Origin of the sequence: Desulfobulbus oligotrophicus (assembly GCF_016446285.1) — a bacterium.
In the GTDB taxonomy this organism is placed as follows: Bacteria; Desulfobacterota; Desulfobulbia; order Desulfobulbales; family Desulfobulbaceae; genus Desulfobulbus; species Desulfobulbus oligotrophicus.
In genome coordinates this window covers 3,065,543-3,091,430 of sequence record NZ_CP054140.1, presented here as the reverse complement: position 1 = coordinate 3,091,430, position 25,888 = coordinate 3,065,543, and the positions used below count along the sequence as shown (strand labels likewise).

Annotated in this window: 27 protein-coding genes; 23 read left to right on the top strand and 4 right to left on the bottom strand. The window is 51.6% G+C overall.

The annotated features are described in order from the left end of the window. The first annotated feature begins 14 nt into the window (after positions 1 to 14). The 15 genes from lspA to HP555_RS13920 all read left to right on the top strand — a co-directional run bounded on the left by lspA (position 15) and on the right by HP555_RS13920 (position 11,395). Positions 15 to 491: a signal peptidase II gene (gene lspA / locus HP555_RS13990; protein ID WP_199263181.1), complete on the top strand. Its 477-nt coding sequence runs from the start codon at positions 15 to 17 to the stop codon at positions 489 to 491. A gap of 26 nt (positions 492 to 517) precedes the next feature. Further along, a complete protein-coding gene (gene fabD / locus HP555_RS13985) occupies positions 518 to 1,465 on the top strand; it encodes an ACP S-malonyltransferase (protein ID WP_199263180.1) in 948 nt (315 codons plus the stop codon). Positions 1,466 to 1,609: 144 nt separating this feature from the next. Further along, entirely contained in the window at positions 1,610 to 2,959 is a 1,350-nt protein-coding gene (ffh, locus tag HP555_RS13980) for a signal recognition particle protein (RefSeq protein WP_199263179.1), read from the top strand. 80 nt (positions 2,960 to 3,039) lie between these two features. After that, the gene (gene rpsP / locus HP555_RS13975; RefSeq protein WP_199263178.1) at positions 3,040 to 3,291 is read left to right on the top strand and encodes a 30S ribosomal protein S16; all 252 of its coding nucleotides are present in this window, start codon (positions 3,040 to 3,042) and stop codon (positions 3,289 to 3,291) included. Further along, positions 3,292 to 3,522 carry a KH domain-containing protein gene (locus HP555_RS13970; RefSeq protein WP_199263177.1) on the top strand — a complete coding sequence of 77 codons (231 nt, stop codon included), beginning with the start codon at positions 3,292 to 3,294 and terminating at the stop codon, positions 3,520 to 3,522. A gap of 5 nt (positions 3,523 to 3,527) precedes the next feature. Further along, positions 3,528 to 4,061: a ribosome maturation factor RimM gene (rimM, locus tag HP555_RS13965; RefSeq protein WP_199263176.1), complete on the top strand. Its 534-nt coding sequence runs from the start codon at positions 3,528 to 3,530 to the stop codon at positions 4,059 to 4,061. Between the two features lie 15 nt (positions 4,062 to 4,076). Next, on the top strand, positions 4,077 to 4,856 hold the full coding sequence (trmD, locus tag HP555_RS13960; RefSeq protein WP_199263175.1) for a tRNA (guanosine(37)-N1)-methyltransferase TrmD: 780 nt from the start codon (positions 4,077 to 4,079) through the stop codon (positions 4,854 to 4,856). After that, positions 4,789 to 5,430: an RNA methyltransferase gene (locus HP555_RS13955; protein ID WP_332908649.1), complete on the top strand. Its 642-nt coding sequence runs from the start codon at positions 4,789 to 4,791 to the stop codon at positions 5,428 to 5,430. Before trmD ends, HP555_RS13955 begins: the two co-directional genes overlap by 68 nt. 116 nt (positions 5,431 to 5,546) lie before the next feature. Continuing rightward, a complete protein-coding gene (gene rplS, locus HP555_RS13950) occupies positions 5,547 to 5,900 on the top strand; it encodes a 50S ribosomal protein L19 (protein WP_199263173.1) in 354 nt (117 codons plus the stop codon). Between the two features lie 97 nt (positions 5,901 to 5,997). After that, positions 5,998 to 6,729: a ribonuclease HII gene (locus tag HP555_RS13945; protein ID WP_233249203.1), complete on the top strand. Its 732-nt coding sequence runs from the start codon at positions 5,998 to 6,000 to the stop codon at positions 6,727 to 6,729. Positions 6,730 to 6,829: 100 nt separating this feature from the next. Next, positions 6,830 to 7,213, top strand: a complete 384-nt coding sequence (locus tag HP555_RS13940; protein WP_199263172.1) for a YraN family protein — start codon at positions 6,830 to 6,832, stop codon at positions 7,211 to 7,213. A 9-nt stretch (positions 7,214 to 7,222) separates the two neighbouring features. Beyond that, a complete protein-coding gene (pdxA, locus tag HP555_RS13935; RefSeq protein ID WP_233249202.1) occupies positions 7,223 to 8,242 on the top strand; it encodes a 4-hydroxythreonine-4-phosphate dehydrogenase PdxA in 1,020 nt (339 codons plus the stop codon). After that, positions 8,239 to 8,859: a dTMP kinase gene (gene tmk, locus HP555_RS13930; protein WP_199263171.1), complete on the top strand. Its 621-nt coding sequence runs from the start codon at positions 8,239 to 8,241 to the stop codon at positions 8,857 to 8,859. The genes pdxA and tmk overlap by 4 nt, the downstream gene beginning before the upstream one ends. Beyond that, complete coding sequence (locus tag HP555_RS13925; protein ID WP_199263170.1) at positions 8,832 to 10,586, top strand: tetratricopeptide repeat protein; 1,755 nt, start codon at positions 8,832 to 8,834, stop codon at positions 10,584 to 10,586. The genes tmk and HP555_RS13925 overlap by 28 nt, the downstream gene beginning before the upstream one ends. Then, positions 10,586 to 11,395, top strand: coding sequence for a hypothetical protein (locus HP555_RS13920; RefSeq protein ID WP_199263169.1), 810 nt, complete (start codon positions 10,586 to 10,588; stop codon positions 11,393 to 11,395). Before HP555_RS13925 ends, HP555_RS13920 begins: the two co-directional genes overlap by 1 nt. 2 nt (positions 11,396 to 11,397) lie before the next feature. Here HP555_RS13920 and HP555_RS13915 read toward each other — a convergent pair whose 3' ends face one another. Then, on the bottom strand, positions 11,398 to 12,819 hold the full coding sequence (locus tag HP555_RS13915) for an AMIN domain-containing protein (protein WP_199263168.1): 1,422 nt from the start codon (positions 12,817 to 12,819) through the stop codon (positions 11,398 to 11,400). Positions 12,820 to 13,071: 252 nt separating this feature from the next. On the opposite strand from HP555_RS13915, the gene HP555_RS13910 reads away from it, so the two are divergent. The 4 genes from HP555_RS13910 to HP555_RS13895 all read left to right on the top strand — a co-directional run bounded on the left by HP555_RS13910 (position 13,072) and on the right by HP555_RS13895 (position 19,467). Further along, the gene (locus tag HP555_RS13910; RefSeq protein WP_199263167.1) at positions 13,072 to 15,615 is read left to right on the top strand and encodes a TIGR03960 family B12-binding radical SAM protein; all 2,544 of its coding nucleotides are present in this window, start codon (positions 13,072 to 13,074) and stop codon (positions 15,613 to 15,615) included. A 164-nt stretch (positions 15,616 to 15,779) separates the two neighbouring features. Then, complete coding sequence (locus HP555_RS13905; RefSeq protein ID WP_199263166.1) at positions 15,780 to 17,123, top strand: TrpB-like pyridoxal phosphate-dependent enzyme; 1,344 nt, start codon at positions 15,780 to 15,782, stop codon at positions 17,121 to 17,123. Beyond that, positions 17,089 to 18,402, top strand: coding sequence for a D-alanyl-D-alanine carboxypeptidase/D-alanyl-D-alanine-endopeptidase (locus HP555_RS13900; RefSeq protein WP_199263165.1), 1,314 nt, complete (start codon positions 17,089 to 17,091; stop codon positions 18,400 to 18,402). The genes HP555_RS13905 and HP555_RS13900 overlap by 35 nt, the downstream gene beginning before the upstream one ends. A 117-nt stretch (positions 18,403 to 18,519) precedes the next feature. Continuing rightward, entirely contained in the window at positions 18,520 to 19,467 is a 948-nt protein-coding gene (locus HP555_RS13895) for a DnaJ C-terminal domain-containing protein (RefSeq protein WP_199263164.1), read from the top strand. Between the two features lie 59 nt (positions 19,468 to 19,526). Here HP555_RS13895 and HP555_RS13890 read toward each other — a convergent pair whose 3' ends face one another. The 3 genes from HP555_RS13890 to HP555_RS13880 form a co-directional block, all read right to left on the bottom strand. Beyond that, positions 19,527 to 19,922 (bottom strand): hypothetical protein, encoded by a 396-nt coding sequence (locus HP555_RS13890; RefSeq protein ID WP_199263163.1) that lies wholly within the window; start codon positions 19,920 to 19,922, stop codon positions 19,527 to 19,529. A gap of 21 nt (positions 19,923 to 19,943) precedes the next feature. Further along, on the bottom strand, positions 19,944 to 21,128 hold the full coding sequence (locus HP555_RS13885; protein WP_199263162.1) for an aminotransferase-like domain-containing protein: 1,185 nt from the start codon (positions 21,126 to 21,128) through the stop codon (positions 19,944 to 19,946). 79 nt (positions 21,129 to 21,207) lie between these two features. Then, the gene (locus HP555_RS13880; protein WP_199263161.1) at positions 21,208 to 21,615 is read right to left on the bottom strand and encodes a hotdog fold thioesterase; all 408 of its coding nucleotides are present in this window, start codon (positions 21,613 to 21,615) and stop codon (positions 21,208 to 21,210) included. A gap of 480 nt (positions 21,616 to 22,095) precedes the next feature. Here HP555_RS13880 and HP555_RS13875 point away from each other — a divergent pair, with 480 nt between their 5' ends. The 4 genes from HP555_RS13875 (at position 22,096) to HP555_RS13860 (ending at position 25,690) form a co-directional block, all read left to right on the top strand. Beyond that, on the top strand, positions 22,096 to 22,710 hold the full coding sequence (locus tag HP555_RS13875; RefSeq protein WP_199263160.1) for a class I SAM-dependent methyltransferase: 615 nt from the start codon (positions 22,096 to 22,098) through the stop codon (positions 22,708 to 22,710). Between the two features lie 33 nt (positions 22,711 to 22,743). Next, positions 22,744 to 23,793 (top strand): PDDEXK family nuclease, encoded by a 1,050-nt coding sequence (locus HP555_RS13870; RefSeq protein ID WP_199263159.1) that lies wholly within the window; start codon positions 22,744 to 22,746, stop codon positions 23,791 to 23,793. 120 nt (positions 23,794 to 23,913) lie between these two features. Beyond that, positions 23,914 to 24,723 carry a DODA-type extradiol aromatic ring-opening family dioxygenase gene (locus HP555_RS13865; protein ID WP_199263158.1) on the top strand — a complete coding sequence of 270 codons (810 nt, stop codon included), beginning with the start codon at positions 23,914 to 23,916 and terminating at the stop codon, positions 24,721 to 24,723. Positions 24,724 to 25,102: 379 nt separating this feature from the next. Beyond that, entirely contained in the window at positions 25,103 to 25,690 is a 588-nt protein-coding gene (locus HP555_RS13860; protein WP_199263157.1) for a DUF2179 domain-containing protein, read from the top strand. The last annotated feature ends 198 nt before the right edge of the window (positions 25,691 to 25,888 follow it).

Here is a 25,888-nt window from a genome sequence, read left to right as displayed (position 1 = left end):
GATAGAGTGCATTCATGGCTGTTTTTTTCGTCATCATGCTCATGGTGATTTGCGCTGACCAGGCAAGCAAGATCTGGATCATGCAGCATTTTACTCTCTACGAGAGTGTTCCGGTTATTCACGGCCTGTTTAACTTGACCTATCTCACCAACAACGGTGCTGCTTTCGGTGTGCTGGCCGGGCAGCCGGCCTTGTGGCGGCAGGTATTCTTTGTGGGGGCAGTCTGCGTGGCGCTTGTTTTCATTTGGATTGCCCAGCGCAGCTTTGGTCGTCGCAGTCAAGTGTATGCGGTTGCCCTCGCGTTGATTGCCGGTGGCGCTGTTGGTAACCTCATCGATCGGATCCGATTCGGCTTTGTGATTGATTTCCTCGATGTCTTTATCGGTCAATACCATTGGCCGGCTTTTAATGTTGCCGATTCGGCCATAACCGTCGGCGTCACTCTTTTTATTTTTAAAAATCTCCTGTTTGATCGGCACGGTCCGAAATAAACTCCATCTTTTTTCTACAGTAATATATGAAAAAAACAGCCATTATCTTTCCGGGACAAGGCTCCCAGTATGTGGGGATGGGGCAGCAGTTCGTTGAGCAAAAAAAGGACGCAGCTGCTCTGATGAAGCTGGCTGAAGACATCTCCGGCTTCTCCATTCGTACCCTTTGTTTTACAGGACCCATCGAAGAACTGACCCGTGTACGGAATTTACAGCCGGCGGTGACCGCCATCAATTTGATTTGCTGGCAACAGTTGTGTGCCCTGCTGCCGGATTTCAGACCGGCCTTTTTTGCCGGACACAGCCTTGGTGAGTATTCTGCTCTGTATGGCGCGGGAATACTCAGCCAGGAAGATACCCTGACCCTGGTTGCAAAACGCGGTGAACTGATGGAGCGAGAGGGGGCAACGCATCCCGGTGGCATGCGAGCCGTGGTCGGCCTTGACATTGATGAGGTCGAAGCTGTCTTGGCAGCGTATACCGGACCCGGTGTGGTGGTGGTGGCCAACCACAATTCTGCTTCGCAAATTGTACTTTCCGGTGATCAGGAGGGATTGGACGCTGTTGCTGCACAGTGCACTGACAGAGGGGCCAAGGTCATCGCCTTAAATGTGAGTGTGGCAAACCACAGTCCACTGGTTGCCGGGGCCATCGAGGATTTTACCGCCGTCATGGATAAGATAGTGTTCCGGGAACCGCAGGTGCCGGTGCTTTTTAATGTGACCGGCGACTCTGAAAAAGATCCGGTAGCGATAAAGACCATCATGGCCCGTCAGATCGCCTCCCGCGTTCGTTGGTTATCAATCGTGGAACGAATGGTGGCCGAAGGCGTGGAGGTGGTGGTTGAGCTTGGTCCCAGAACTGTTCTCACCGGTATGATGCGTAGAATTTTACCAAAGCAGACACCGATAATCTGCTTGCAGGCCGACACCCCGGCGGGTCTCGTCAAGGTGGCAGAGGTCCTGGCCAGGTAAAAGAGCTTTGGAGTGCCTGAGGAGCTTCCCTCTTGACAAGAATGATTTCTTCGGGTATCAGACTAAATTTTTCCACACAGAGAACGAAAAGAGATTGGTTGCACATCTTTTCAACGCTGGTGGCATTGAATTAAACAGGACCGCATGTTTGAGAATTTAACTGATCGTTTAGAGGGTGTATTTAAAAAATTGCGCGGCCATGGCCGGCTGACTGAAGAAAATATTCAGGAGGCCATGGGTGAGGTTCGCAAGGCACTGCTCGAAGCGGATGTTAACTTTGGCGTTGTCAAAGAATTTATTGCTGCGGTGGCTGATAAGGCCATCGGCCGGGAGGTGTTAACGAGCCTTTCTCCGGGGCAGCAGGTGGTTAAGATCGTCCATGATGAACTGGTCGCCCTGCTGGGCAGCCAGGCTGAGCCACTCAAGCTCGATGGACGACAGCCGGTTACCATTATGCTTGCCGGATTGCAGGGCTCCGGTAAAACGACCACAGCAGCCAAATTGGCTCGCCTGCTCAAAGAAAAGGGAAGGGCACCGCTGTTGGTACCGGCTGATGTGTATCGACCGGCTGCCATTGAACAGCTGCAGGTTCTTGGGGGGCAGGTCGGGGTACCTGTCTTTGCATCCACAGCTGAGCAGAAGCCGGTGGAGATCGCCCGTCAGGCTTTTACTGCGGCCAGTACCGGTCCTTATGATACCGTCATCTTTGACACCGCTGGTCGGCTCCATGTAGATGATGAGCTCATGGTTGAGCTGAGAGAGATCAGTCAAGCTGTCCCGCTCTCCGAAATTCTGTTTGTTGCGGATGCAATGACCGGCCAGGATGCCGTCACTGTTGCCGAGAAATTCAATGCTGATCTGGAGATCACCGGCGTTATTCTAACCAAGATGGAGGGCGATGCCCGTGGTGGGGCCGCCCTGTCGGTGAAGAAGGTGACCGGCAAACCTATAAAGTTTGTCGGTGTCGGCGAGTCTGTTGATGCTCTGGAAGTTTTTCATCCGGATCGGACTGCATCGCGCATCCTGGGGATGGGTGATGTCTTATCGCTGATTGAAAAGGCAGAGGCGGTCGTTGACCAGAAGAGTGCCGAGCAACTGGCAAAGAAGATCCAGAAAAATGCCTTTACTTTAGAAGATTTTCTCGATCAGATTCAACAGATTAAGAAGATGGGCAGCCTGGAACAGATCATGGGTATGATTCCAGGCATCAACAAGCTCAAGCAGATAAAAGATGCCCCTCAACCTGATCAGAAGGAACTGATCAAAACAGAGGCGATCATTCGCTCCATGACATTGAAGGAGCGGCGTAACCATAGAATTATTAATGCCAGGAGGCGAGTACGGATCGCTGAAGGCTCGGGGACATCGGTGGCTGAGGTTAACCGTGTTCTGAAAAGTTATACCATGATGCTGAAAATGATGAAAACCATGAAGGGCAAAGGCATCATGACTGGCGGCAAGCGTCGCAAGCTCCCAAAAGGGCTTATGCGTTAATTTCAATTATCGATTATCATTCATTCAGCAATGCCCGGCAGCCTGGTGGCGCCGTTATATCCACCGGAGGATAGAAAACAATGGCAGTTCGTATTCGTTTGGCTCGAAGAGGAAGGAAAAAACAACCGTTTTATCGTATTGTAGTGGCAGACAGTGAGGCTCCCCGTGATGGTAAGTTCCTTGATATCGTGGGAACGTATGATCCGATGCAGGATCCGGCTGTGGTCACCATTGACAACGAAAAGCTGACCAACTGGATCCAGAAGGGGGCCAAGCCTACGGAAACTGTAGAGAGCCTGATCAAAAAACATGGCGCTGCCGCAGCTGCCTAAATGAAAGAACTGATAGAATTCATTGCGCAAAGACTGGTTGATCACCCGGAGCATGTCAAGGTGAACCTGTTGGAAGAAGAGGACAGTGTCTGTATTGAGCTGCAGGTTGATCAGGAGGATCTGGGGAAGGTGATCGGTAAGCAGGGGAGAACTGTCAGGGCAATGCGGACCATATTGGCTGCATCTCAGCACTGTGAAGGAAAGCGCGCCCGACTTGAAATAATCGAGTAAAGGGCATGTGTCACCCAGACCGGCGTGATGGCCCCCTTGTTCTGTTGGGGACGATAGTGAAGGCGCATGGTGTCAGAGGTGAGATTAAGCTTGCACCGTGTACCGATCATCCTGAGCGTATCGGACGCTATCAGCAGCTGTATTTAACGGGGAAGGACGATCAGGATGTCCGGATATGGACGAATACACGGATCCGAAGCAGTGGACATCTTGTTATTGTTCAGTTGAAGGAATGCACAGATCGCAATCAGGCTGAACAGTTAGTTGGGTCACAGGTCTGGGTACCGGCGTCTGAACTGCCGCCAGCCGGGCCTGATGAGGTTTACCTGTACAGTCTGATGGGAAAACAGGCTGTCAGCATTACGGGTCAATCACTGGGGATTGTTTGCGAACTCCTGTACAGTGCGCAGAACATTCTTGTTCTGCGTGATGGTGATCAGGAATATCTTGTTCCGGCTGTCCGTACATTCATCACCTCGGTGGACGAGACCAAGGTTGTGTTTGATCTTCCACCAGGGCTGATCGAAATGAACCGGTGACGGCGGCAGGGACACATGCATTTTTCGATTCTGACCATTTTCCCTGATTTTTTTGTCTCACCCCTGCAGGAAGGTATTGTTCGCAAGGCGGTCCAGGAAGACAAGGTGAAGATTGCCGTCCACAACATTCGGGATTTTGCCGTGGACAGGCATCGCGTCACTGATGACCGACCTTTTGGCGGTGGCGAGGGGATGGTCATGAAGCCGGAGCCTCTGGCAGCTTGTTTACAGGCCGTCAATCGCACAGAACAGCCGGACCGGGTTGTCCTTCTGTCACCCAAGGGAGTCCGGTTCACCCAGCAGCAGGCCGAGCGGTTGACTGCATACAGACACCTACTCCTTGTATGCGGCCGTTACGAGGGAGTTGATGAACGGTTTCGGGAAAAATATGTCGATGAAGAGCTCTCTCTAGGCGACTATATTCTGACCGGAGGCGAGTTGGCGGCACTTGTGGTGCTGGACGCAGTCTGTCGGTTACTTCCCGGTGTGCTTGGATGTGAAGAGTCTGCAACAAAAGACAGTTTCAGCCGAGGGCTGTTGAAGCATGGACAGTATACCCGGCCGCGGCTGTTTGAAGGTGTATCGGTCCCGGAAGTGTTGCTTTCCGGTGATCATGCTGCTATTGAACGGTTTCGTTTTCTTGAGTCAGTGAAGTTGACCATGGAACGAAGGCCGGAGCTGTTGATGGGGATGAGTTTTTCTCCTGATGAGGAAAAGTTGTTACAGCGTGAAGGATTGCGGAGCCGGATTGACGCCATTACCAGGGGTAACAGAGAAAAGTCACATACAGCTTGACATAGCTCTGATACACTATCCGGTTGTAAATCGAAACGGTGAGGTCATAGGTTCGGCCGTGACCAACCTGGACCTTCATGATATTGCTCGGGCGGGAAAAACCTATGGTATCGGCACCTACTGGGTTGTCACACCATTTCCTGAACAACGAGAACTGGCCGAACAGATTGTGGGCCACTGGACCAAAGGGTTCGGTGGTACAGTCAATCCGCATCGCAGCGAGGCGCTGTCGCTCATAACAGTATGTGCGAGTTATGAGGAGGCTTTGAGTGCAGCCACTCATCGGTTTCAAAGAAAACCCTTAGTGCTTGCCACCTGCGCGCGCGAGCAGGAGAATACTGTGAGCTACGCCGAGGTAAGGAGTCGTGTTTTTGACCATGGCAGCCCTGTTCTGTTATTGTTTGGAACGGGTTCCGGACTCGGTCAGGAACTGCTTTCGTCTGTGGATGGCGTGTTACCGCCCCTGCGCGGGTATACAGGTTTTAACCATCTTTCAGTGCGTTCTGCGGTTTCAATCATCCTTGACAGACTGCTTGGTGAACGTGAGGATAAGTGGGCAAAGAAGAACAGATGATCGCTCTTTATGAGATGAGGGTGACGATACTATCGGATTGAGAAGTTTCCCGGATGACATGGAGGCATCCTTCGACGGCACGACTGTGAACTGTTGCCTGTCGTAAAGCAGAGAATATGGCAATAAATGTGGTTGAGAAGATTGATCTTGAACAGATGCGCTCTGATGTTCCGGAATTTCGTCCGGGCGATACAGTTAAGGTACATATCCGGATCATTGAAGGTAACAAGGAGCGGATACAGGTCTTTCAGGGTGTGGTGATCAAAAGAAAACGCGGCGCCATGAATGCGACCTTTACAGTACGAAAAATTTCCCACGGGGTTGGGGTTGAAAAGACCTTTGCGACGCATTCCCCGCGGATTGAAAAGATTGAGGTGGTAACCCTTGGTCGAGTTCGCCGTTCTCGACTGTACTATCTGCGTGAACGTCGCGGCAAAGCAGCACGTATTCGTGAGCGCGGTGTCCTGTAAGTGATCTCTTTCCGTTTCTTTCCCGGGACGGTGCGCAAAGAGTAACAGGAATGATCCGGAGGCGGTTCAACTGCAGCTGCCTCCGGATCATTCCCTTTTGTTCTTTCTGCTCAGACCGGTTATCCCCTTTGGCGGTCTTCATAGTAGTCCGCGACATGATGCCATGTACCCATGCATCCCCCCTCCTTTTTTACGTACTGCAGCAATTCCTGGAGATTCATTTTTTTTTGAACGTTGGTTTCGTGCTGATGAAGAGACACTGATCGCCGGTGTTGACGAGGCCGGTCGCGGCCCACTGGCCGGCCCGGTTGTGGCGGCCTGTGTCATTTTACCATCGAACTGTGCCTACCATCACTTCCGGGATTCCAAGAAGTTGACACCCCGACAGAGAGAACGACTTTTCACCCTCCTGCACAGTAACGGTTCCATAGTCGGAGCAGGACTGGCCGGCGTCCGTGAGATAGAATCCATGAATATTCTGCAGGCATCACTGCTTGCCATGCAAAGGGCAGTGACTGCCTGTATCGCTGCCGGCCACGGCAGAAGACCCAGGTATCTTCTTGTTGACGGGCGCTTTCCAATACCAATGTCGATTTCACAACTCCCCCTGATTAAGGGTGAGTCAAAGAGCGCCTCTATTGCCGCCGCCTCCATTGTTGCTAAGGTGACAAGAGACAGGCTGATGGCAGAAGCTCATCAGAGATATCCGCAGTATGGTTTTGCTCAACACCAGGGATACCCGACCGGGGCGCATCGGCAGGCAATTGCAAAGCACGGCCCCTGCCCGTTGCATCGCCGTACGTTTCGTGGTGTGGTTGAATTCGTGTGAAAACCGGGCAGATCGACCTCTCCCTGCTGCACGGGATCTGTGGAAACAGGAGGATATCCTTGGACAGACGGAGTTGTTTTAAAGACAGGATACCGGCTGTATGATGAAGCGTGTGTTGACAACTGTTGATATCGGCCGTCAGGGTGAACAACTTGCCATAACGTTTCTGAAGCGGCAGGGATACCGGATAGTTGCGCGTAATTACCGGAAATCTTTTGGTGAGGTTGACATCATCGCCCAACAGAAAAACACGCTGGTCTTTGTTGAGGTTAAGACCAGGCAGTCCACCCGGTTCGGCACTCCATTTGAAGCGGTCGATTGTCGCAAGCAACGACAGCTTTCCAGGATCGCCCAGGATTATCTGCAATCCCATGATTCTGCCGATGTCTCGGCCAGGTTTGACGTTATCGCCGTGCGACTTGATCGTGACGGCGGTCTGGTGGGTATTGATCATTTGCAAAACGCCTTTGAATGCATCGAATAAGGAGGGAACGTGAGGCAAGACACGCACAGCATGCAGGCCCCAATGATCATCACCATGGGATGTCCGGCGGGGATTGGACCTGAAATTATCTGTCGTCTGTTTGACCGGGAACAAGGCGCACTAACGAGAAACTGTATTGTTGTCGGCGATATTCATGTGCTTGAGCAGGCTGCTGCTTGCCTTGGTCTGAATCTCCCCATTGTCTCGTGGATTCCCGGGCAAGCCCTTGTTACGGGAACTCTGCCGGTCCGGCAAGTGCAGACAGTTCGATCAGAGCCTGTTCGCTGGGGACAGCCTGATGCGAATACCGGCCGTATTATGGGCCAGGCTGTTGAGATGGCTGTGGCAATGGTGACAAGTGGAGCCGGTCGGGCGATTGTCACCTGTCCGATCAGTAAAAAAAGTCTGCAACAGGCTGGTTATCCCTATCCCGGGCACACGGAAATGCTGGCCCGTCTGACCAGTACCCAGAGAGTGCGCATGATGATGGCCGGACCACGGCTCAAGGTGGTGCTGGTCACTATTCATGTTCCGCTTGCTCAGGTCAGTGCGCTGCTCACGCAGGAGGAGGTTGAAGATTGCATTGCCATGACCCTGGCAGCTCTGCAGCAGGATTTCGCTTTGAGCGCGCCTCGTATCGCGGTGGCCGGTTTAAACCCCCACAGCAGTGAAGATGGGCTTTTTGGTGATGAGGAGCAACGGATCATTGAACCTGCGGTGAGAGCATTTTCGTCTGATCAGGTGAGCGGGCCCTGGCCACCGGATACCATCTTTTACAAGGCTGCTGCCGGCGGATTCGATGCTGTGGTGGCCATGTACCATGATCAGGGACTGATTCCCTTTAAAATGCTTCATTTTGAAGATGGGGTGAATGTTACCCTCGGCCTGCCGCTGGTGCGTACCTCGGTCGACCACGGTACTGCCTATGACATCGCCGGATGTAACCGGGCCGACCCATCGAGCCTCATGGCGGCCCTGGCTGCAGCCCGCACCATCAGCGCCAACAGGCAGCAGGAGGACAGGACATGAAGACCGGAGTACTGATTGCTTTTGAGGGAATCGACGGAACAGGGAAATCGACACAGTTGCCGCTACTGGCCGGATTCTTACGTGACCGGGGCTATACCGTGGTTGAAACCTGTGAACCCACCTCCGGCCCCTACGGTCAACAGATTCGAGCGTTATATGGTAACCGGCAACAGGTCTCGCCGGACCAGGAGCTGGAGCTGTTCCTGCAGGACCGTCGCCAACATGTCATAGAGTGTATTCAGCCTGCTCTGGAACAGGGGGCGATTGTTCTTACGGACCGGTATTATTTTTCCACAGCAGCCTATCAGGGTGCGGCGGGATGTGATCCCGAACAAATTTTCAGCCGGCATGATTTTGCCCCTGAGCCTGATCTGGTACTGCTGCTGACCCTGACACCGGAAGAAAGTCTGTCCCGGATACGCAACCTGCGTGGTGAGAGTCCCAACGATTTCGAACAACAAGAACAACTTGAGAAGGTTGCCGCTCTCTTTGCTTCTTTTTCACAGAGTTGTATAGTACGTATTCCTGCTGCCCTGCCGATTATGGAGGTGCAGGCCGCTATCCGTAACGTGGTTCAGCAACTACTTGCATGCAAAGAATGCTCATGCTCCGGTTAAATCGTATTTTCTTGTACAGCATTGTCCCTGTTCTCAGTTGCCTGGTTTTTTTGCTTGGCGCCTGTCAAACAAAAAAAGAAGCTCTGCCCGACCGGCAACAGATCACCCGCACTGCCGGTGAAGCTGATTATGCCTGTTCTTATTTTTATTTTCTCTGGGGACGGCATGCCGAACTGCTCCTCCGGTTTGAGGAGGCACTGGAATTTTACCAGAAAGCCCTGATCTGCGATGAGGAGGCGGAATTTATCAGTGAAAAAATTCCAGTCCTCCTTTTGCGACTGGAACGGACTGATGAGGCTGTTACATGGTTGCAGAGATATCTGGCGCTTTATCCGGATAAAACAGCCATGCGGATGCTCTATGCCAAGGCGTTGTCAGAGCAGAACAAAACCGTTGAAGCGATGCAGCAGTACCAGCTGATCAGCGACCGTCACCCCAGGGACCCTGCTATTTTATTGTTGCTTGCTGAGATGTATCTTTCGGCTGATCAGACCGGTGAGGCGAAAAAAATACTTGATCAGGTGCTGTCCGAAGATCAGGAGTCATATCCGGCTCAGCTCCTTATGGCTCGTCTTTATCAGGCTGAAGGAGAAGTTGATGAGGCAGTTGCCGCTTTTCAGAAAGTGCTGGAGCGCCATGATTCCATCGAGGTGCAGATGGAGCTGGGTGAACTCTTTATCAAAAATGAGCGATATGATGAGGCTGCGGCTCTTTATGAACGCCTTGTTGCTGAGAATGATCTCAACGAAAGTGTCCGCCTGGCCCTGATTCATGTGTATCTGCTGCAGAAAAAGGATGCGCTGGCCCTCACAGAACTCAACCGCTTAAAAAAATACGTTGATCAACCCCGACGGGTCGATCTGATCATTGCACGTCTTTACGCAAAACAGCAGCAGTATGATAAGGCGATTGCTGTTCTTGAAAAGATTGTGGAAAAGGAGAATCCGGCAGAGGCCAGATACCTGCTTGCCTTATTACTTGCGCATCAGCAGAAATACGAGCAGGCGCTCAAGCATGTCCGTCTTGTTGACCGCAAGTCGCCGGAGTATCTTGAAGCGCTCTTTTTACATGTCCGCATTTTGAAAGAGCAGAATAAGGTGGCCGAGGCCAAGGCTCTGCTGAAGTCGCACCTCAACACGCCGGAGTATCGTAATGCCGAGTTGTATATCCTGCTGGCCGCCCTTTACCAGCTGGAAGATCGAACCGATCAGGGGAAGAAGGTACTGCAGCAGGGACTTAAAATTTTTCCCAACGATGAGAACCTGCTGTATGAATACGGCCTGATTCTTGAAGACAGCGGCGAACACAGTGCGGCGCTTGCGGTTATGCAACGGATCATTGCCTTTCAGCCGGACAATGCGGCAGCGCTCAACTTTGTGGGTTTTAGCTGGGCGGATAAAAAAATCAATCTTAACCAGGCCCTGGATTACATCCAAAGGGCGATCAGGCTTAAACCGGATAACGGCTATATCCGTGACAGTCTTGGCTGGGTGTACTTTCGTCTGGGTAAGCTTGATCAGGCCATCATAGAACTGGAGACTGCTGCTCGACTTTCACCGGAAGATGCAGTTATCCTGGAACATCTGGCAGATGTGTATCTTGAAAAAGGCCGGCTCAAAGATGCGCTGGACACCTATACAAAGGCACTGGAACTGGACCTGGATGAGGAGGAGCAAAGCCGTATCCAGGAGAAGATCCGAATTCTGGAAAGACAGGGCAGTCAGTGATGCGAGCGAGCAACCAGACACCGTTTGTTGCCGCCATACTCTGTTGCCTGCTGGTTCTGTCAGGGTGCATGGGGAAACAACCGCAGACAGTACCGCTGAATGAGGCCGGCAGGCAGGAGGCTCTGTCTCTCTGGGAGACTTTTCTCAGTCGTGATACTCCTCCGGCGGTAGATGCTGATGTTCGGGTCGGATGGGATGTGCTTGGCAGTAAAGGAGGCGTGGCGGCCACACTCATAGCTGAGCAGCCTGCCTTTTTTCGCTTTGCTGCCAATGACCCGCTGGGGCGTTCACTTCTTCTTGCTGTCAGCGATGGTACCTCTTTCACGCTGATCGATAACCGAAAAGGTCATGTTTCGCAGGGCACCATCCACTCCAGGTTCTGGCGATCGTATATTCCGCGTTCAGTGCGAGCGGAAGATCTCTTCTCTTTGCTGGGGGGATGCGTAACCGCAGGGGAGGGGGCAGACGCGCAACCGGCTCAGGATGAGCAGGCGCGGGGGTTCTGGTATCAGTGGCAGGACGATCGCGGGCTTCGCCATCATGTGCTGTTGAGCCGGTATCATGGTGAAGTACATCAGCACATGCTGATCGACGGCAGGGGGGAGGTTGTGCTGGATTTCCAATACTCTGATTATCTGCAGGATACGAAAAGCGGGTATAGCTGGCCAGGACATCTGCAGGTTACCGGCGCTGCCGTTACCGGAACATTAACCCTTCGTGTAGAGCAGATTTATTCCTATACGCCGAAGGGGGAGGCCGCCTTTCACCTGGTGGCGCCTCCCCATTTCACAGTCGAACAGATTCCCTGACGTTATTTTTTTGTGGTGTTGACGATGAGGGCGTACAGGTTGTCGTCTTTGAAGAAGACCTGTTGCAGATCGTAGCTGTGGTTCGGCTCCAGCTCGACGATGATACGGATGCGGTCCGGTTTTTTCGTTTTTGATGTGCGGATGGCCTTCACGAATTTTCCGTCGGCCTTGATGAGTTTCTTGGAGCCGTCAAGCAGTTTGGTCTTGTTGAAATCGCAGATAACCCGCGGGACTCCCTCTTCAACGCCATGGACCGCCGGAGGATGAAAACCGTTGAGTTTAAACAGAACCATCTCTCCTTTTGGGGAGGAAGGATCGAATTTGACATATTCCAGTTCCGGATTGTCAGCGGTTTTCAGGGCACTGGCCGGTTTTGGTGAAGTGGTTGCGGTTTTGTCAGCTGGTTCGGCTGCAGGCTGTACCGGGGCTGCGGCTTTTTTGGCCTGTGTTGGCTCTTTGTCTGCAGCCTTGGCAGCAGTGGTTGCATCTTTCTGGGAATCGGTAACCGGGGCTGCGGCTTTTTGGACCTGCGCCGGCTCTTTGTCTGCAGCCTTAGCAGCAGTGGTTGCATCTTTCTGGGAATCAGTAACCGGAACTGCCGCTTTTTTATCCTTTGTCTCTTTTGCTGCGGTAGTGTCCTTTACCGGCTCAGCTGCCGGGGTGGTGGGTACAGTTTGCTCCTTTTCCTTTTTCTCCGCAGGCGTTGCAGCCGTTTCTTTTTGAGGGGCTGCTTCAGATTTTTTTTCAGGCGGAGTCGATTTTGCCTGCGGGGCTGTCTCTACTTTCCCTGTTGATGCCGATGAAGGGGCAGGGGGTACTGCGGCGGCAGCGGCAGGGGCTGATTTTTCCACTGCAGGCGCAGGTGGCGGGGTTGTAGCAGGTTGCTGAGGTGCCTTGTCTGCCTTCTCGGGTTTTGCTGCTGCAGAGGATTTTTCTGTCTCTTTTCCCGATGCTTTCGCTGCAGCTTCAGTCTTGCTGCCCTGTTTGGGTGGTGCAGCAGCTGTATCGGGTCCGGTGAGGCGAACGATCAGTGAGGAACTCTGTTCGTCGAAATGTTGGGTAAAGGTTACGCCTTTCAACGTATTGACATCAAAGACAATGCGAGTTTTTGGAACATCGCCGCTGTGCACGCCTACCCGCACACGTTGAACGAATGGACCGTTCACAGAGGTGGTATTTTTTACGGCTTTCCCGAGAGTCATCGCTGCAAAATCAAAAATGATCCTGGGGTTTCCATCTTTCAACGTAAAAGTTTTTGGGGTATAGGAGCCATTCAACTGCAGAACCACCACTTCAGTATTTGCCGAGAGAATGGAGTGCTTGATGTTCAGCAACTGGGGACTGTCCTGGGCAACAGCCAATCCGCAACAAGACAAGAAGATGAGCAGGGTAGAAGTGATAAGAGAGACAAGTGATTTCTTCATGTTTCCATCCAAAGTTGAGAAAGTAGAGCTGTGTGACCGGTCAACTAGTCTGTGTTTTTTACTGAAATATTGCAAAAAACAATCCTGATTGAATAGTTTAAATCGATTGTTCTGTTTTTTTGTTGTCGGTGGGAGGAACCGGGGTGAACATGGACAGGCGTGTGCAACTTCTTGTCTTTGTTACGCCATACCACTGTATGTTGACCTGAAACGTACCCTTTTTTTATTTTTTACACGAGAGTTTTCGTTGTTATGCATTCTTCCGATATCCTTGATCTTGATACCATCCTGCCTTTAGTCCACAAGCCGGGTCAATATATTGGCGGTGAGTTGCATGCCACCTGTCGTGATATAGACGCCGGTTGCCTCAATTTCTGTCTGATTTTTCCGGATCTTTATGAAATAGGCATGTCCCACCAGGGGTTGCAGATCCTCTATCATATCCTTAATGCACACGATCAGTACAGAGCACATCGGGCCTATGTGCCGGATGTGGATATGGAAGAGCAGCTACGCATTCATGGCATGCCACTTTTTGCCCTTGAAAGCAAGAGAAGTTTGGCGGCGTACGATGTGCTGGGCATCACGTTGCCCCATGAGTTGTGTTACAGCAATATCTTGACTGTACTTGCGTTGGCCGGAATCCCATGGCGTTCTGAGGCTCGGAATGATACCCATCCGTTGATCCTTGGTGGCGGTGCCTGTGCCCTGAATCCTGAACCTGTTGCTGATTTTTTTGATGCCATTGTCCTTGGAGATGGTGAAGAGATAATCCTCGAACTTGCCGGGATACTGTTGCTTGCCAAACAGGAACAGTGGGACAGATCAGCCGTGCTCAACCGGTTGTCGGGCGTTACCGGTGTCTATGTGCCTTCCTTTTTTGCACCCCGGTATCAGGGTGATCGACTGGTTGATATACAATCGCGCAAAAATGAATACGGGGTGGTGCGCAAACGGGTGCTCTCGCAGCTGCAGACAGCATCCTACCTGCAACATCCTCTGGTACCGGTGGTCAAACCGGTCCATGATCGACTTGGGGTGGAGATCGCCCGGGGCTGTACCCGGGGCTGTCGGTTTTGTCAGGCCGGCATGACCTATCGGCCGGTTCGGGAACGAACACTTGAAGAGATCATGGAGTTGGCGGAGCAGGGAATTGCTCACTCAGGTTTTGAGGAACTGGCGCTTCTGTCCTTATCCACCGGTGATTTTTCATGTCTGGGCGAATTGATGGGCGTTTTGATGGATCGCTTTGCCAATGAACGTGTTGCTGTATCCATGCCGTCAATGCGTGTCGGAACGTTGACTCCGGAGATCATGGAGCAGATCAAGCGGGTGAGAAAGACAGGTTTTACCATTGCACCGGAGGCCGGCACCGAACGGTTACGACAGGTTATCAATAAGGGGATAACCGAAGAAGACCTGCTGACCACCTGTTGCGATGCCTTTGCTCTAGGGTGGAAGTTGATCAAGCTCTACTTTATGGTGGGTCTGCCCACGGAAACCGAAGAGGATCTCGAGGGTATTGTTCACCTTGCGAAAAAAGCACGGGCACAGGCCGGGTCGGGGAAAGGCAGGCCCGTGCAGATGAACCTTGGCGTGGGTACCTTTGTTCCCAAACCGCATACACCCTTTCAGTGGGAGGAACAGATCAGTCTGGAGGAATCACAGCGACGGATCAATCGATTGAAGGAGATGGTGCCGAGGCATGGGTTTAAGATAAAATGGCATGATCCTGAGCAGTCGTTTCTGGAGGGCGTTTTTGCCAGGGGTGACCGGAGACTGTCCACCCTGATTGAGCGGGCCTGGCTGGATGGTGCCCGTCTTGACAGCTGGTCCGAACACTTTGATCTGGAGCGGTGGCGAAAAGCTGCGGCAGCCTGTGGACTGCAACTGGAAAGCTACCTTCGGCGTCGTGAGCTGACGGATATCTTACCCTGGGACCATCTGCACAGTGGGGTTGATCGTCTCTTCCTGGAAAAAGAGCTGGCCAGAGCCCTGCAGCAACAGTACACGCCGGACTGTCGGAATAACGCCTGTCAGGGATGCGGGCTCTGCGATTTTAAGACTGTACGTCCGATTGTCCACGAACGGTTGGTCAGTCTGCCCCAGGCAGAGGCGAGGACCACTGAAAAGCAACCCAACAGACCGCCGGTAAAAGGATATGTTTACCGTGTCCATTACTCCCGTTTAGGGCAGAGCCGGTATTACGGTCATCTTGAGCTTTTACAGCTGGTGTTTCGCACACTGCAGCGCGCCGGGTTACCGCTTAAATTTTCCAGTGGTTTTAACCCGACGCCTCGTGTTTCTTTCAGCCAGGCACTGCCCGTTGGTGTGGAGAGTCAAGCGGAATACTTTGATATGGAACTGTCTCAACCCCTGACCTCTATAGATGCTACCGCTGCACTTCTTAACAGGCAGCTTCCTGAGACCATTCGAGTCGTATCGATTGCTGTTGCTCCCCGCACGGTGGCCATGCGCTCTGTCACCAGTTACGTTGTGCACAGCGATGCTTTCCCGGAGGACCTTTCTGACAGAATCGAGGATTTTCTCAACTGTACAACCTTCTCTGTTGAACGGTTTCGTAAGAACAGACGGCAGAAAGTAGACCTGCGCTCTTTGGTGACCGGGTTGAGCGTGCACAATGGATTCCTGCAGCTTGAAATATCCGGTGAGCAGGGAAAGCCCGGAACCAATCCACGGGAAGTTTTGATGAAGATCCTGAATCTTGATGAACAATCGGCATTGCTTGCCCGGATAATGAAAACCTCGGTCTCTGAAAGTACATCCTCATCTTGAGAATTTCCCGGGATTGCTGTAGATAGAACCGACTGATCCCAGCCGACGCGTAACAGATGCGGTGAGGATCAGGCTTCCCATGACGATCGCGTGCGGCACGATATACCCATGTCCTGAAACTGCGCCGCCACCTATTTGATTTGCCAAACAAAGAAGGAGAAAGCATGAAAAAAATTATTCTGCGCGAAGATGAGATGCCGACCAGGTGGTATAACGTAATTCCGGACATCCCCAACGGCCTTGAGCCGCCGCTTGATCCGGAAACTCTGCAGCCGGTCGGTCCGGAGAAGCTGGCCGCCGTGTTTCCCATGGGCCTTCTTGAGCAGGAGATGAGTCAGGAACGATTTATTGATATCCCGCAGGAGGTTCTGGAAATCTACAAGATATGGCGGCCTTCCCCTTTGGTGCGTGCCTATAAGCTGGAAGAGGCCCTGGGAACAAAGGCCAAGATCTTTTTCAAAAACGAAGGTGTCTCTCCGGTGGGCAGCCATAAGCCCAACTCCGCGGTACCTCAAGCCTATTATAATAAACGTGAAGGTGTCAAAAGACTGACCACTGAAACCGGTGCCGGCCAGTGGGGGTCAGCCCTGTCCATGGCTGCCTCCAGATTCGGTCTTGAGTGTAAAGTCTACATGGTACGGGTCTCCTATGACCAGAAACCCTACCGCAAGTTTATTATGCAGACCTTCGGGGCAGAGGTGGCGGCAAGCCCGAGTATGGATACCAGGACCGGTCGGGCAATCCTTGCCAGGGATCCGGACACCCCCGGTTCTCTGGGTATTGCCATTTCCGAGGCCCTGGAAGATGCGTCTGCTCATGACGACACCAACTATGCCCTTGGCTCAGTCTTGAATCATGTTGTGTTGCACCAGTCCATCACCGGCCTTGAGGCCAAAAAGCAGATGGAGATCGCGGGTGAGTATCCTGATGTCATTATCGGCTGCTGCGGTGGCGGGTCTAACTTTGCCGGCTTGATGGTTCCATTCATCCCGGATTATCTTGACGGTAAAAAAATCGAGTTTATCGGGTACGAACCAGCCTCCTGCCCGTCGATGACCGGCGGCAAGTTGGCCTATGATTCCGGTGATGTCGCGATGATGACTCCGTTGCTTTACATGTACACCCTGGGGCATGATTTTGTCCCGCCCGGCATCCACGCCGGTGGTTTGCGCTACCATGGTATGGCCCCGATTGTTTCGGCACTGGTCCGTGATGGTATTGTCATCCCCAAGGCCGTCCATCAGATGGAGTGCTTTGAGGCCGGTATTTTGTTTGCCAAAACCGAGGGGATCATCCCGGCACCGGAAACAACCCATGCTATTCGCGGTGCAATCATCGAGGCCATGAAAGATCCTAAAGAACCCAAGACTATTCTTTTCAACTTTTCCGGACACGGTCTGATCGACATGGCCGCCTATGATAACTACCTCAACGGTAAGCTGAGCGATTACAGTTATCCGCAGGAACAGATAGATGCCTCGTTGGCTCGCCTGCCCAAGGTCGGTTGAGCAACAGACCGGACGTACTGCACGGTGGCTGAGGAGCTTCAGCCACCGTTCCTGTTTTTGTCTGTTGGCCCTGTTGGTTGTCTGTCCGCCGCAGCCCGGGTTTGCGGACTGTCGTCTCCTTGCTGATCTTGCCCCGCAGGGAGCCTATGGCGTTGCCGATGGTAACGGTCGGATTATCCAGGCCTGTCGACCGGATCAGCCGATGGTGCCGGCCAGTGTGCTCAAGATAGCCACTGTGTCCGCAGCGCTGGCCATGTTCGGACCGGACCATCGATTCCGTACGGATTTTTTCCTTGACCGCTCCGGCAATCTCTATGTGAAGGGCTGGGGAGATCCCACCCTTGTCTCTGAAGAGATCGCAGCTGTTGTTCAAGAGCTGCGGCAAAGAGGGATACACCACATTAACACCCTGTATGTTGACACCTCTGCCTTTGCCCTGACTGCTCAGACACCCGGTTCGGAACAGAGTACCAACCCCTATGATGCACCGGTCGGTCCGCTTTCGGTCAACTTCAACTCTGTGGCAATTGTCAAAGAACCCAACGGACGCATTGTCTCTGGTGAGGCTCAGACACCGACCCTGCCGATCATGCAGACACTGGGTCGAGGCCTTTCTCTGGGGGCGCACAGGATCAACATCTGTACCGGCGGCTGTGATGTTGAAGCCCGGACAGCACAGTACGCCGGTGAACTCTTCCAGGCGTTTCTGCAGCGAGCAGGTATACCGGTTGACCGTCTGGGCGGACAACAGATTGTGCCGGAGGATGCAGGGCATCTCTATACCCATTACAGCACCCGGAGTCTGGTTGAGGTCAGTCAATCGATGCTGTATTACTCATCCAATTTTACGGCAAATCTTGTTTTTCTTGCCTGTGGTGCCAAAAGGTACGGTTTTCCGGCAACCTGGGACAAGGCTGTGCAGGCTGTGCATCAGGAGCTGGTTCAACAGCTGGGCCCGGATACTGCCGACGAAATCATGCAGGTGGAGGGAGCAGGATTGTCACGGCGTAACCGGGTGACTGTGCAGGCTATGTTGCAGCTGTTGAACAGATTCCGGCCGCAGATTGATCTGCTGAAAAACGAGCATGGCATCCGGATGAAGACCGGCACGCTGACCGGAGTGTACAATCTGGCCGGATACCTGCCCGGCGGCCAGGCGTTTGTTGTTTTACTCAACCAGTCGACCAACGTCCGGGGAGAGGTTTTGGATCGTCTGGTACGACGCTACGCTGTCGGCCCATCATCCACTCTCAGTGCGCAGTTCTCTCCTGTGCATTGATTTTTATGTCGAAAAACGCCGGTCATACGGACGGTCTGATAGACAAAAAATGCTTTGCACTTATATTAGATGCCACAGGAGATTCTGTTTGTCTAACTTTATTGGGAAGTCACATCTATGGAGTACTATCAAATCCTCGGCGTGGATAAAAATGCCACTGCCGACGAGATCAAGAAAGCCTATCGTAAACTGGCCCTGAAGTATCATCCGGATAAAAATCCGGGTAACAAGGAGGCTGAAGAGCAGTTCAAGAAGATAAGCGAGGCCTATGCTGTCCTCTCAGATCAGGAGAAGCGGCAGCAGTACGATACCTTTGGTTCAGCTGGTTTTCGACAACGCTATAGCCAGGAAGATATCTTTCGTAACTTTGACCTCAATGATATTTTACGGCAGTTCGGCTTTGGCGGCGGGTTTCGCTCCGGGGGTGGGACTACTTTTCACACAAGTGGTTTTCGTGGCGGTGGTTCACCATTTGAGAATATTTTTGGGCAGACCGGTATGCGGGGCGACAGTGGAGGAAGTTACAGACCTCAGCCGATTCAGGGCAGTGATCTTACCTATGAGATGACGGTCTCCCTGGAAGATGTGCTGCACGGAACAGAAAAAACCATCAGCCTGCGGCGCGGGGATCAGACCGAGAAAGTCGCTGTCAAGGTACCAAAAGGAATTGAAGACGGCAAACGGCTTCGGTTAAGCGGCAAGGGGGCAGCTTCTTCAGGTGGCGGTCCTGCAGGTGATCTGTACCTTAAGATGCATGTTGCACCGCATCCGGTTTTTCAGCGTCAGAAGGATGATCTGGTCGTGGAGCATCGTATTCCGTTTAGTGAAGCCTGCCTGGGGACCAGTGTGGATATAACCTCTCTGGATGGCAAGAAGTTCAATGTAAAGGTACCGGCCGGTATCCAGCAGGAAGCCATGCTCCGGATCAAAGGGCACGGTCTTCCTGCCGGACCAATCGGCGGACAACGTGGTGATCTGCTCGTGAAAATCGCGATTCGCATTCCCAAAACCCTGACTCCGGAGCAGGAAGAGGCGGTTCGGGCCTTATCCACGGTGGGGCTTTAGACCATTTGCCTGCTGCAAGGCTGCCAGGTTAAGAGCTCGCAATCACTACGAGTCCGTGCTCAACAGCCTTCAAGCTTTTTTCGGTCCGCACCTTTTTTCTTGTCAGACGGTATGAGGCCGGCTTCTTCAGCATCCTTTTTTGCCTCGTCGACTTTTTCCTTTGTTGCATCGACCACGTCTTGAACAGTCTGTTTTGTCTCGTCGATCACTTCTTTTGTCTTATCAGCCGCCTCCTGTACAACCTGCTCAGTCTTCTCTTCAACCTGAGCAGCTGCCTGGCGGGCCTCTTCCATCGGTTTTTGTACCGCCTCTGCAGCGTCCTTGCCCAGCTGCTCCTGCGGCGTCACTGTTTTCTTTTCTTCGGTTTTGTTTTGATCGCCGGAACAACCGGTGAACAAAAGGGCACTTAAGGCCAGGCCTGCCAGCAGATACACAGTTTTTTTAGCGTTTAACATACGTCTGTCTCCTCATAGTTTTTAGTTATCGACGAGTTGGTTAATAGAATCACCCAGTCGTTTGATACCCTCAACAATGGTTGATTCATCGGAGCATGAGAAATTTAAGCGAAGTGTGTTGCTGTCCTTACGGTCAACATAGAACGGGGTTCCGGGGACAAAAGCTACTTTTTTGGCAATAGCCATTTCAAAGAGCTGCATGGACGAGGCCCCTTCAGGCAGAGTCACCCAGAGAAACATGCCGCCCTCGGGGTTGGTGCATTGAACATTGGCCGGAAAGTACGTTTTGATAGCGTTGATCATGGCCTCCTTTTGTTGACCATACTGTCTGATGATGGAGGCGATATGGGTGTCAAGATCATTATCCAGCAAAAAGCGATGCAGAATGCGTTGAGCCAGATAGTCGGTATGGAGGTCGGCAGCCTGCTTGGCCACCACGATCTTTTCCATGATTGGTCGCGGAGCGACGAGCCAGCCCAATCGCAGGGCCGGAGCCACGGTTTTGGAAAATGAGCCGAGCAGGACCGTGTTGTCTGGCAGCAGCTGCTTAAAGGAGATCTTGCGGTAGCCGGTAAAACGGAGGTCGCCGTAAGGGTCATCCTGAATGATCAGGCAGGTACGACCTTGCATCAGGTCGGCTACGGCGTGACGGTTCTCGTTGGTATAGCTGATGCCGCTGGGGTTTTGAAAGTTCGTCACCGTGTAGAGGAGTTTGGGTTGCCGCTCACGCAGTACCCCGGCCAGGGCTGTGGTATCCATACCGCCTTCGTGCACCGGCACCGGAGAAAAGCGGGGACGGTACAGGGAAAAGGCCTGGATGGCGCCGAGGTAGCCGGGTTCCTCAATGATCAGATCATCGCCCTTGTTGAGAAAGATCTTCCCCAGCAGGTCAAGCCCCTGTTGTGAGCCGGTGGTGATGAGGATGTCTTCAACCGGGATATCGAGGCCGTCTTTCTGCCGGTAGCGGTCGGCAATAAATTGCCGCAGTTCTGGATACCCCTCGGAGTTTGTGTACTGTAAAATTTCGTGACCAGCCTCTTCAAAGACATCGTGGGCAGCCTTCTGCAACCCCCTGACCGGAAAGAATTCACGGTTTGGCAGGCCGCCTGCAAAGGAGATGATCGATTTATCGATGGTTACCTTGAGGATCTCACGAATAAACGATTTGGGTACATCGGTGATACGGTCGGAGAAAGCATTTTCCATGGGGAGCTCCTATGAGGGGAAAGTCGCTTGCCGAGCTTGGAACTGTTGCCGGTTCAAACAAGGAGACACTCACCTCCGTTTATACAAAAGACTCGCGCGTACGATACACCGTGGCTTGGCTCTTGGCGATGAGTTTTTGACTGTTCCTGTCAGTAACGACAATATCATAGAGAGCAGTGGTCTTGCCCGCTTGCACCTCTTTTGCTTCAGCCACCAGCTGGTCGCCTATGTTGGCTGGTCGCAGAAAGCTGATGGCCACATTGAGCGCCAGGCTGGTACGACCGTGGGAGTTGCTTGCCGCGGCAAAGGCAATGTCGCCCAAGGCGAAGACCAGGCCACCATGGGTAATGCCGTGAAAGTTGAGCATTGTTTTGCTGACAGTGATCGACACGCGGCTGTACCCAGGCTCGATGGCTTCGATAGTGGCGCCCAGCCAGTCGGCAAAGGCATCGTCACGGATGTGGTTTTCAATTTCCGGTTGTATCATGGTTGTTGTACTCTGTATTTTTTGATCCCCTTACCACAGGAGAAGTTGATTCCGCCAAACGACAAGAAGATGGCAGTGAACACAGCCAGGGGTTTTGCTCCTTGTCGTATTGGGTATGGTTTGTGCAATCCTTTCTTTTTGATATCATTGAGTATTTTTCCAGATCCAATGTATCAGAAAGCAAAAGGATTTTCACGTTGAAATGATATTGTTTCAGTAGGTTGATCAGCTTTGCACTGTCGAAAATCCAGGTCCGAAACTTGAGTTGATATGAAAATGGTCAAGGTGTTTTGTTCGGAGCGGTAAAAAACGTTTGACTTCGCCCGGTTGCAGCTTGACCATGGATTATGACCCCTTGCCGGCCGAGTACCTCGTTGACATGGAGACGTTGTTGGGCTTGTGTACCATTGTGTTTGGTATCGAGAAACTACCTAATCGTGGTGTTCGGTCAGCACCGCGATTATCCACCTTGGGAGAATTATGGAACCACAGGACGTCGGGAAGAGTTACGACCTTATTGCTGACCGCTGGCGTAGCGATCGGTTTACCAAAGACAATGGTATTATCCAGCATGAGAAGGCCATAGCCTTTACAAAACTACGAGGCGCGGCCCTTGACATAGGTTGTGGTGGCAGCGGACGTTTAGTTGACATACTGCTCAACCATGGGTTTTCGCCAGAAGGGCTGGACATATCCAGCAAGATGCTGGAGCTTGCTCGCTCCCGCCATCCGCGCGTGCCCTTTCACCACGCAGACATATGCCGGTGGAAATTTCCCCATTCCTACGATTTCATTTCGGCTTGGGATAGTATTTGGCACGTGCCGCTATGGGCTCAGGAGCAGGTGCTGCTCAAGATGTTATCCGGTCTTAGCCTTGGTGGAGTTGCCATATTCACCGTTGGTGGCACGGAGGGTCCAGGCGAAATAACCAACTCTTACATGGGGCCTCCCATGTACCACAGCACGTTGGGTATTTCCCGGACATTGGAGGCAATTGCACAGGCTGGATCAGTCTGCCGTCACCTGGAGTACGATCAGTACCCGGAACTGCATGTGTACATCATTTGCCAACGCATGAGCTTGGGAAGCGAGTGAGGCGGTACATCCGGCGATAAAAGGTATAGGCCAATGAAAATATTCAACATAAAAGAAGATGGAAAATTTGAAGAGTTCTCGCAGACCCATTTCCAAGTCGACCTCGAGGAATCGATATTGGAAAATTGGCTTGAAAGCAACTCCGACGACATTCTTGAAGACGGTAAACTTCTCATCATCGGCCGACAGGTTACGACAAATCTTGGCAGCATAATCGATCTTCTTGGAATTGACAGAGAAGGTAACACTGTCGTTATTGAACTGAAACGGGACAGAACGCCTCGTGAGACTTTAGCCCAAGCTTTGGAATATGCCTCATTTGTGGAGGAGCTTGACACGGATCAACTCGAAGAAATTCTTCAGCGGTATGTAAGTGACGAGGCATTAAATCTTGCTAGCTACCATAGAAATTATTTTGAACTCGCATCGGATGAAGCCGTTTCTTTCAATAAGGAGCAACGCATTGTCCTTGTTGGGCAGAGAATCACCGGGGAAATCCGACAAACAGCATCTTTCTTGCGGAGAAAAGGCCTGAGAGTCACCTGCCTTGAGTTTTCCTATTTTCAAGCGAATGGCGGCAAGCATCTCCTCTCCTATGACGTCGTAGTTGGAAAAGAGCCAACCAAAATAAAGCAAATAACCTCTGGGGCCCTGCCGATTGTTTCGCAAGATTCATTCATGGAATCTCTTGATAAAAACGGCAAAGAGGTTTTTGGTCAACTACTCAAATTCGCGGCCGAGAAGTCATTTCCCATCCACTGGGGCACGAAAGGTTTCTCGATGAACATAGACAAAAAAGGTGTGCATGTCGCCATTTGCTATGGCTATCCACCAAAAGCAGTCTTCAAGCAGTCGGTCTACACGGCCCTTGTCGGCAGAGGTGGGTTCCTGAGTAAATTGGATGTCCCCGAATCGGAAATGAATCAATTTTGGCAAGAGGCCCAGGCAACAGGTCTCTTTCAACCAGCAGGCCGAGAACTCAAAGTTTTGATAAATCGGAAGTTCAATAACACGGAAATTCAAACTCTTATTGGCTGGCTGGAGAAGGTCGCTGCAGCCATTGAAAGCCATGAATTAAAATGAACGGCTGTGCCGAACAATCGGTTGCACATGGATTGCAATTCCACTGCGCTCCATTGCAACCAGTGAACCGCAGTACCGACTTCGTCGAGTACCGCGATTAGCTTTCAATAGGGAGTCCTTATGCACCATCAACGTAGAGCATTATTCTTATCCCATGGAGGTGGCCCGCTACCACTTCTCGGTGACGATGCGCATGCCGACATGGTCGCTTGCCTGAAGGAAATTGCGGCAATGATCGCCAGACCTTCAGTAATTATTGTCGTCAGTGCTCACTGGGAGGCTGGAAACGCAACCGTGACTTCCGGTGTCAACCCAGGTTTGATATATGACTACAGCGGCTTCCCGCCCGAGTCCTATGAAATCACCTATCCCTGCCCCGGCAGCCCGCGCTTGGCGAGTTCCATAACCAGGCAACTTGAAACAGCAGGCATCAATGTCATGGCTGACAGCACCAGAGGATTCGATCACGGACTGTTCGTGCCCCTAAAGATCATGTATCCGGAAGCAGATATACCCTGCGTGCAATTGTCCCTCATTAAAAGCTTTGATCCTCTGGCACACATAAAGCTGGGCCGTGCCCTCCAAGGCTTGAGTGATCCATCAATACTCCTGATTGGTTCGGGGTTTTCCTTCCATAACATGCGAGCCTTTTTTACACCGGCAACCGTGGATTCCAAGAATGCGAATAAGTCGTTTGAGCATTGGCTGGTGGATACCTGCTCAAATAAAAACATTTCGGAAGAAGAAAGAATCAAAAGGTTGGTCAATTGGGAAGCCGCACCCTCTGCCCGCTACTGCCACCCCAGAGAGGAACATTTGTTACCTCTTCTGGTCTGTTATGGGTTTGCAGCGTCTGCCTGTACCAAATCTTTTGAATTGCAGATTCTTAATAAAGAATCGAGCATGTACTTGTGGGATTATGCAGGCTGATAAATAGCTGCACAAGACAGTTTTTCCGTTCTTTGTTGTGCACTTCAAAACTACCTGATCGGCGACGGAGCCGGTCAGCACCGCGATTTTTCTACTTGCCGTTTGCCGATACTCCAATGTATCGGAAAGCAAAAGGATTTTTACGTTAAAATGGCATTGTTTCAACAGGTTGATCAGTTTTCCACTGTCGGAAATCCAGGTTCGAAACTTGCGGTCTCCGGTGGAACAGACATCTGCAAAGGCCCGGAATGTGCTGGTCTGACCGTATGTTTGCGAGGGCTTATTTTTATAGCATTTATTGATTCGACTATTAGGATGGGAGGATATTAGTTTTTAAATTATATAATATTAAAATATTTCTTATGTTTACCCGTCCATTATGCAAGAACTGTTAAATTCACCGGTGTTTACCTGGGTTATTGTTCCTTGTTTAATCTGTTTGGCAAGAATTGCTGATGTCTCCCTTGGAACATTGCGTATTATCTTCATTTCGAGAGGAATGAAGTTGTTTGCTCCTTTTGTCGGTTTCTTCGAGATTCTTATCTGGTTGGTTGCTATCACTCAGGTTATGAATAACCTGAACAATATAGCGCATTTTCTTTCCTATGCCGTTGGTTTTTCTCTTGGTAATTATCTGGGTATTCTTCTTGAGGAAAAACTTGCAATGGGAAAAAATATTATTACTATTGTTATTCCTGGTGATGCCTCATTGCTTATACATTTTTTACGAGAAAAAGGGTTTAGTGTCACTGTTGTTGACGGTAAAGGTGCAAAGGGTGATGTGCATGTACTGTTTACTGTTATCAGGCGTTCAGAACTAAACTCTGTTGTCTCAATTATTAAGCGTTTTCATCCCAAAGCCTTCTATACAGTAGAGGATATTCGCTTTGTTTCCGGTGGGGTGTTTCCAGCCATCAGTAACACGTCCAGGTTTAAGTTCTTGTCATTCTTGAATACAGGCAAATAAAGGGCAGGGTACAGGCAGGGAGGATCTGGACAAGGGACTGCTTCGCCGTTGTCTGTCAGGGGATGTGAGGAGATGCAGTCTATCGTGAGAATAGAACAGGAAAATATGTTTTACAGACGACCTTTTGGCTCCAGATGAGGGTAGGGTTTACTCTTCATTTTTAATCGCCTGTGAAGTTCGCATATCTTGTTTAGCTGG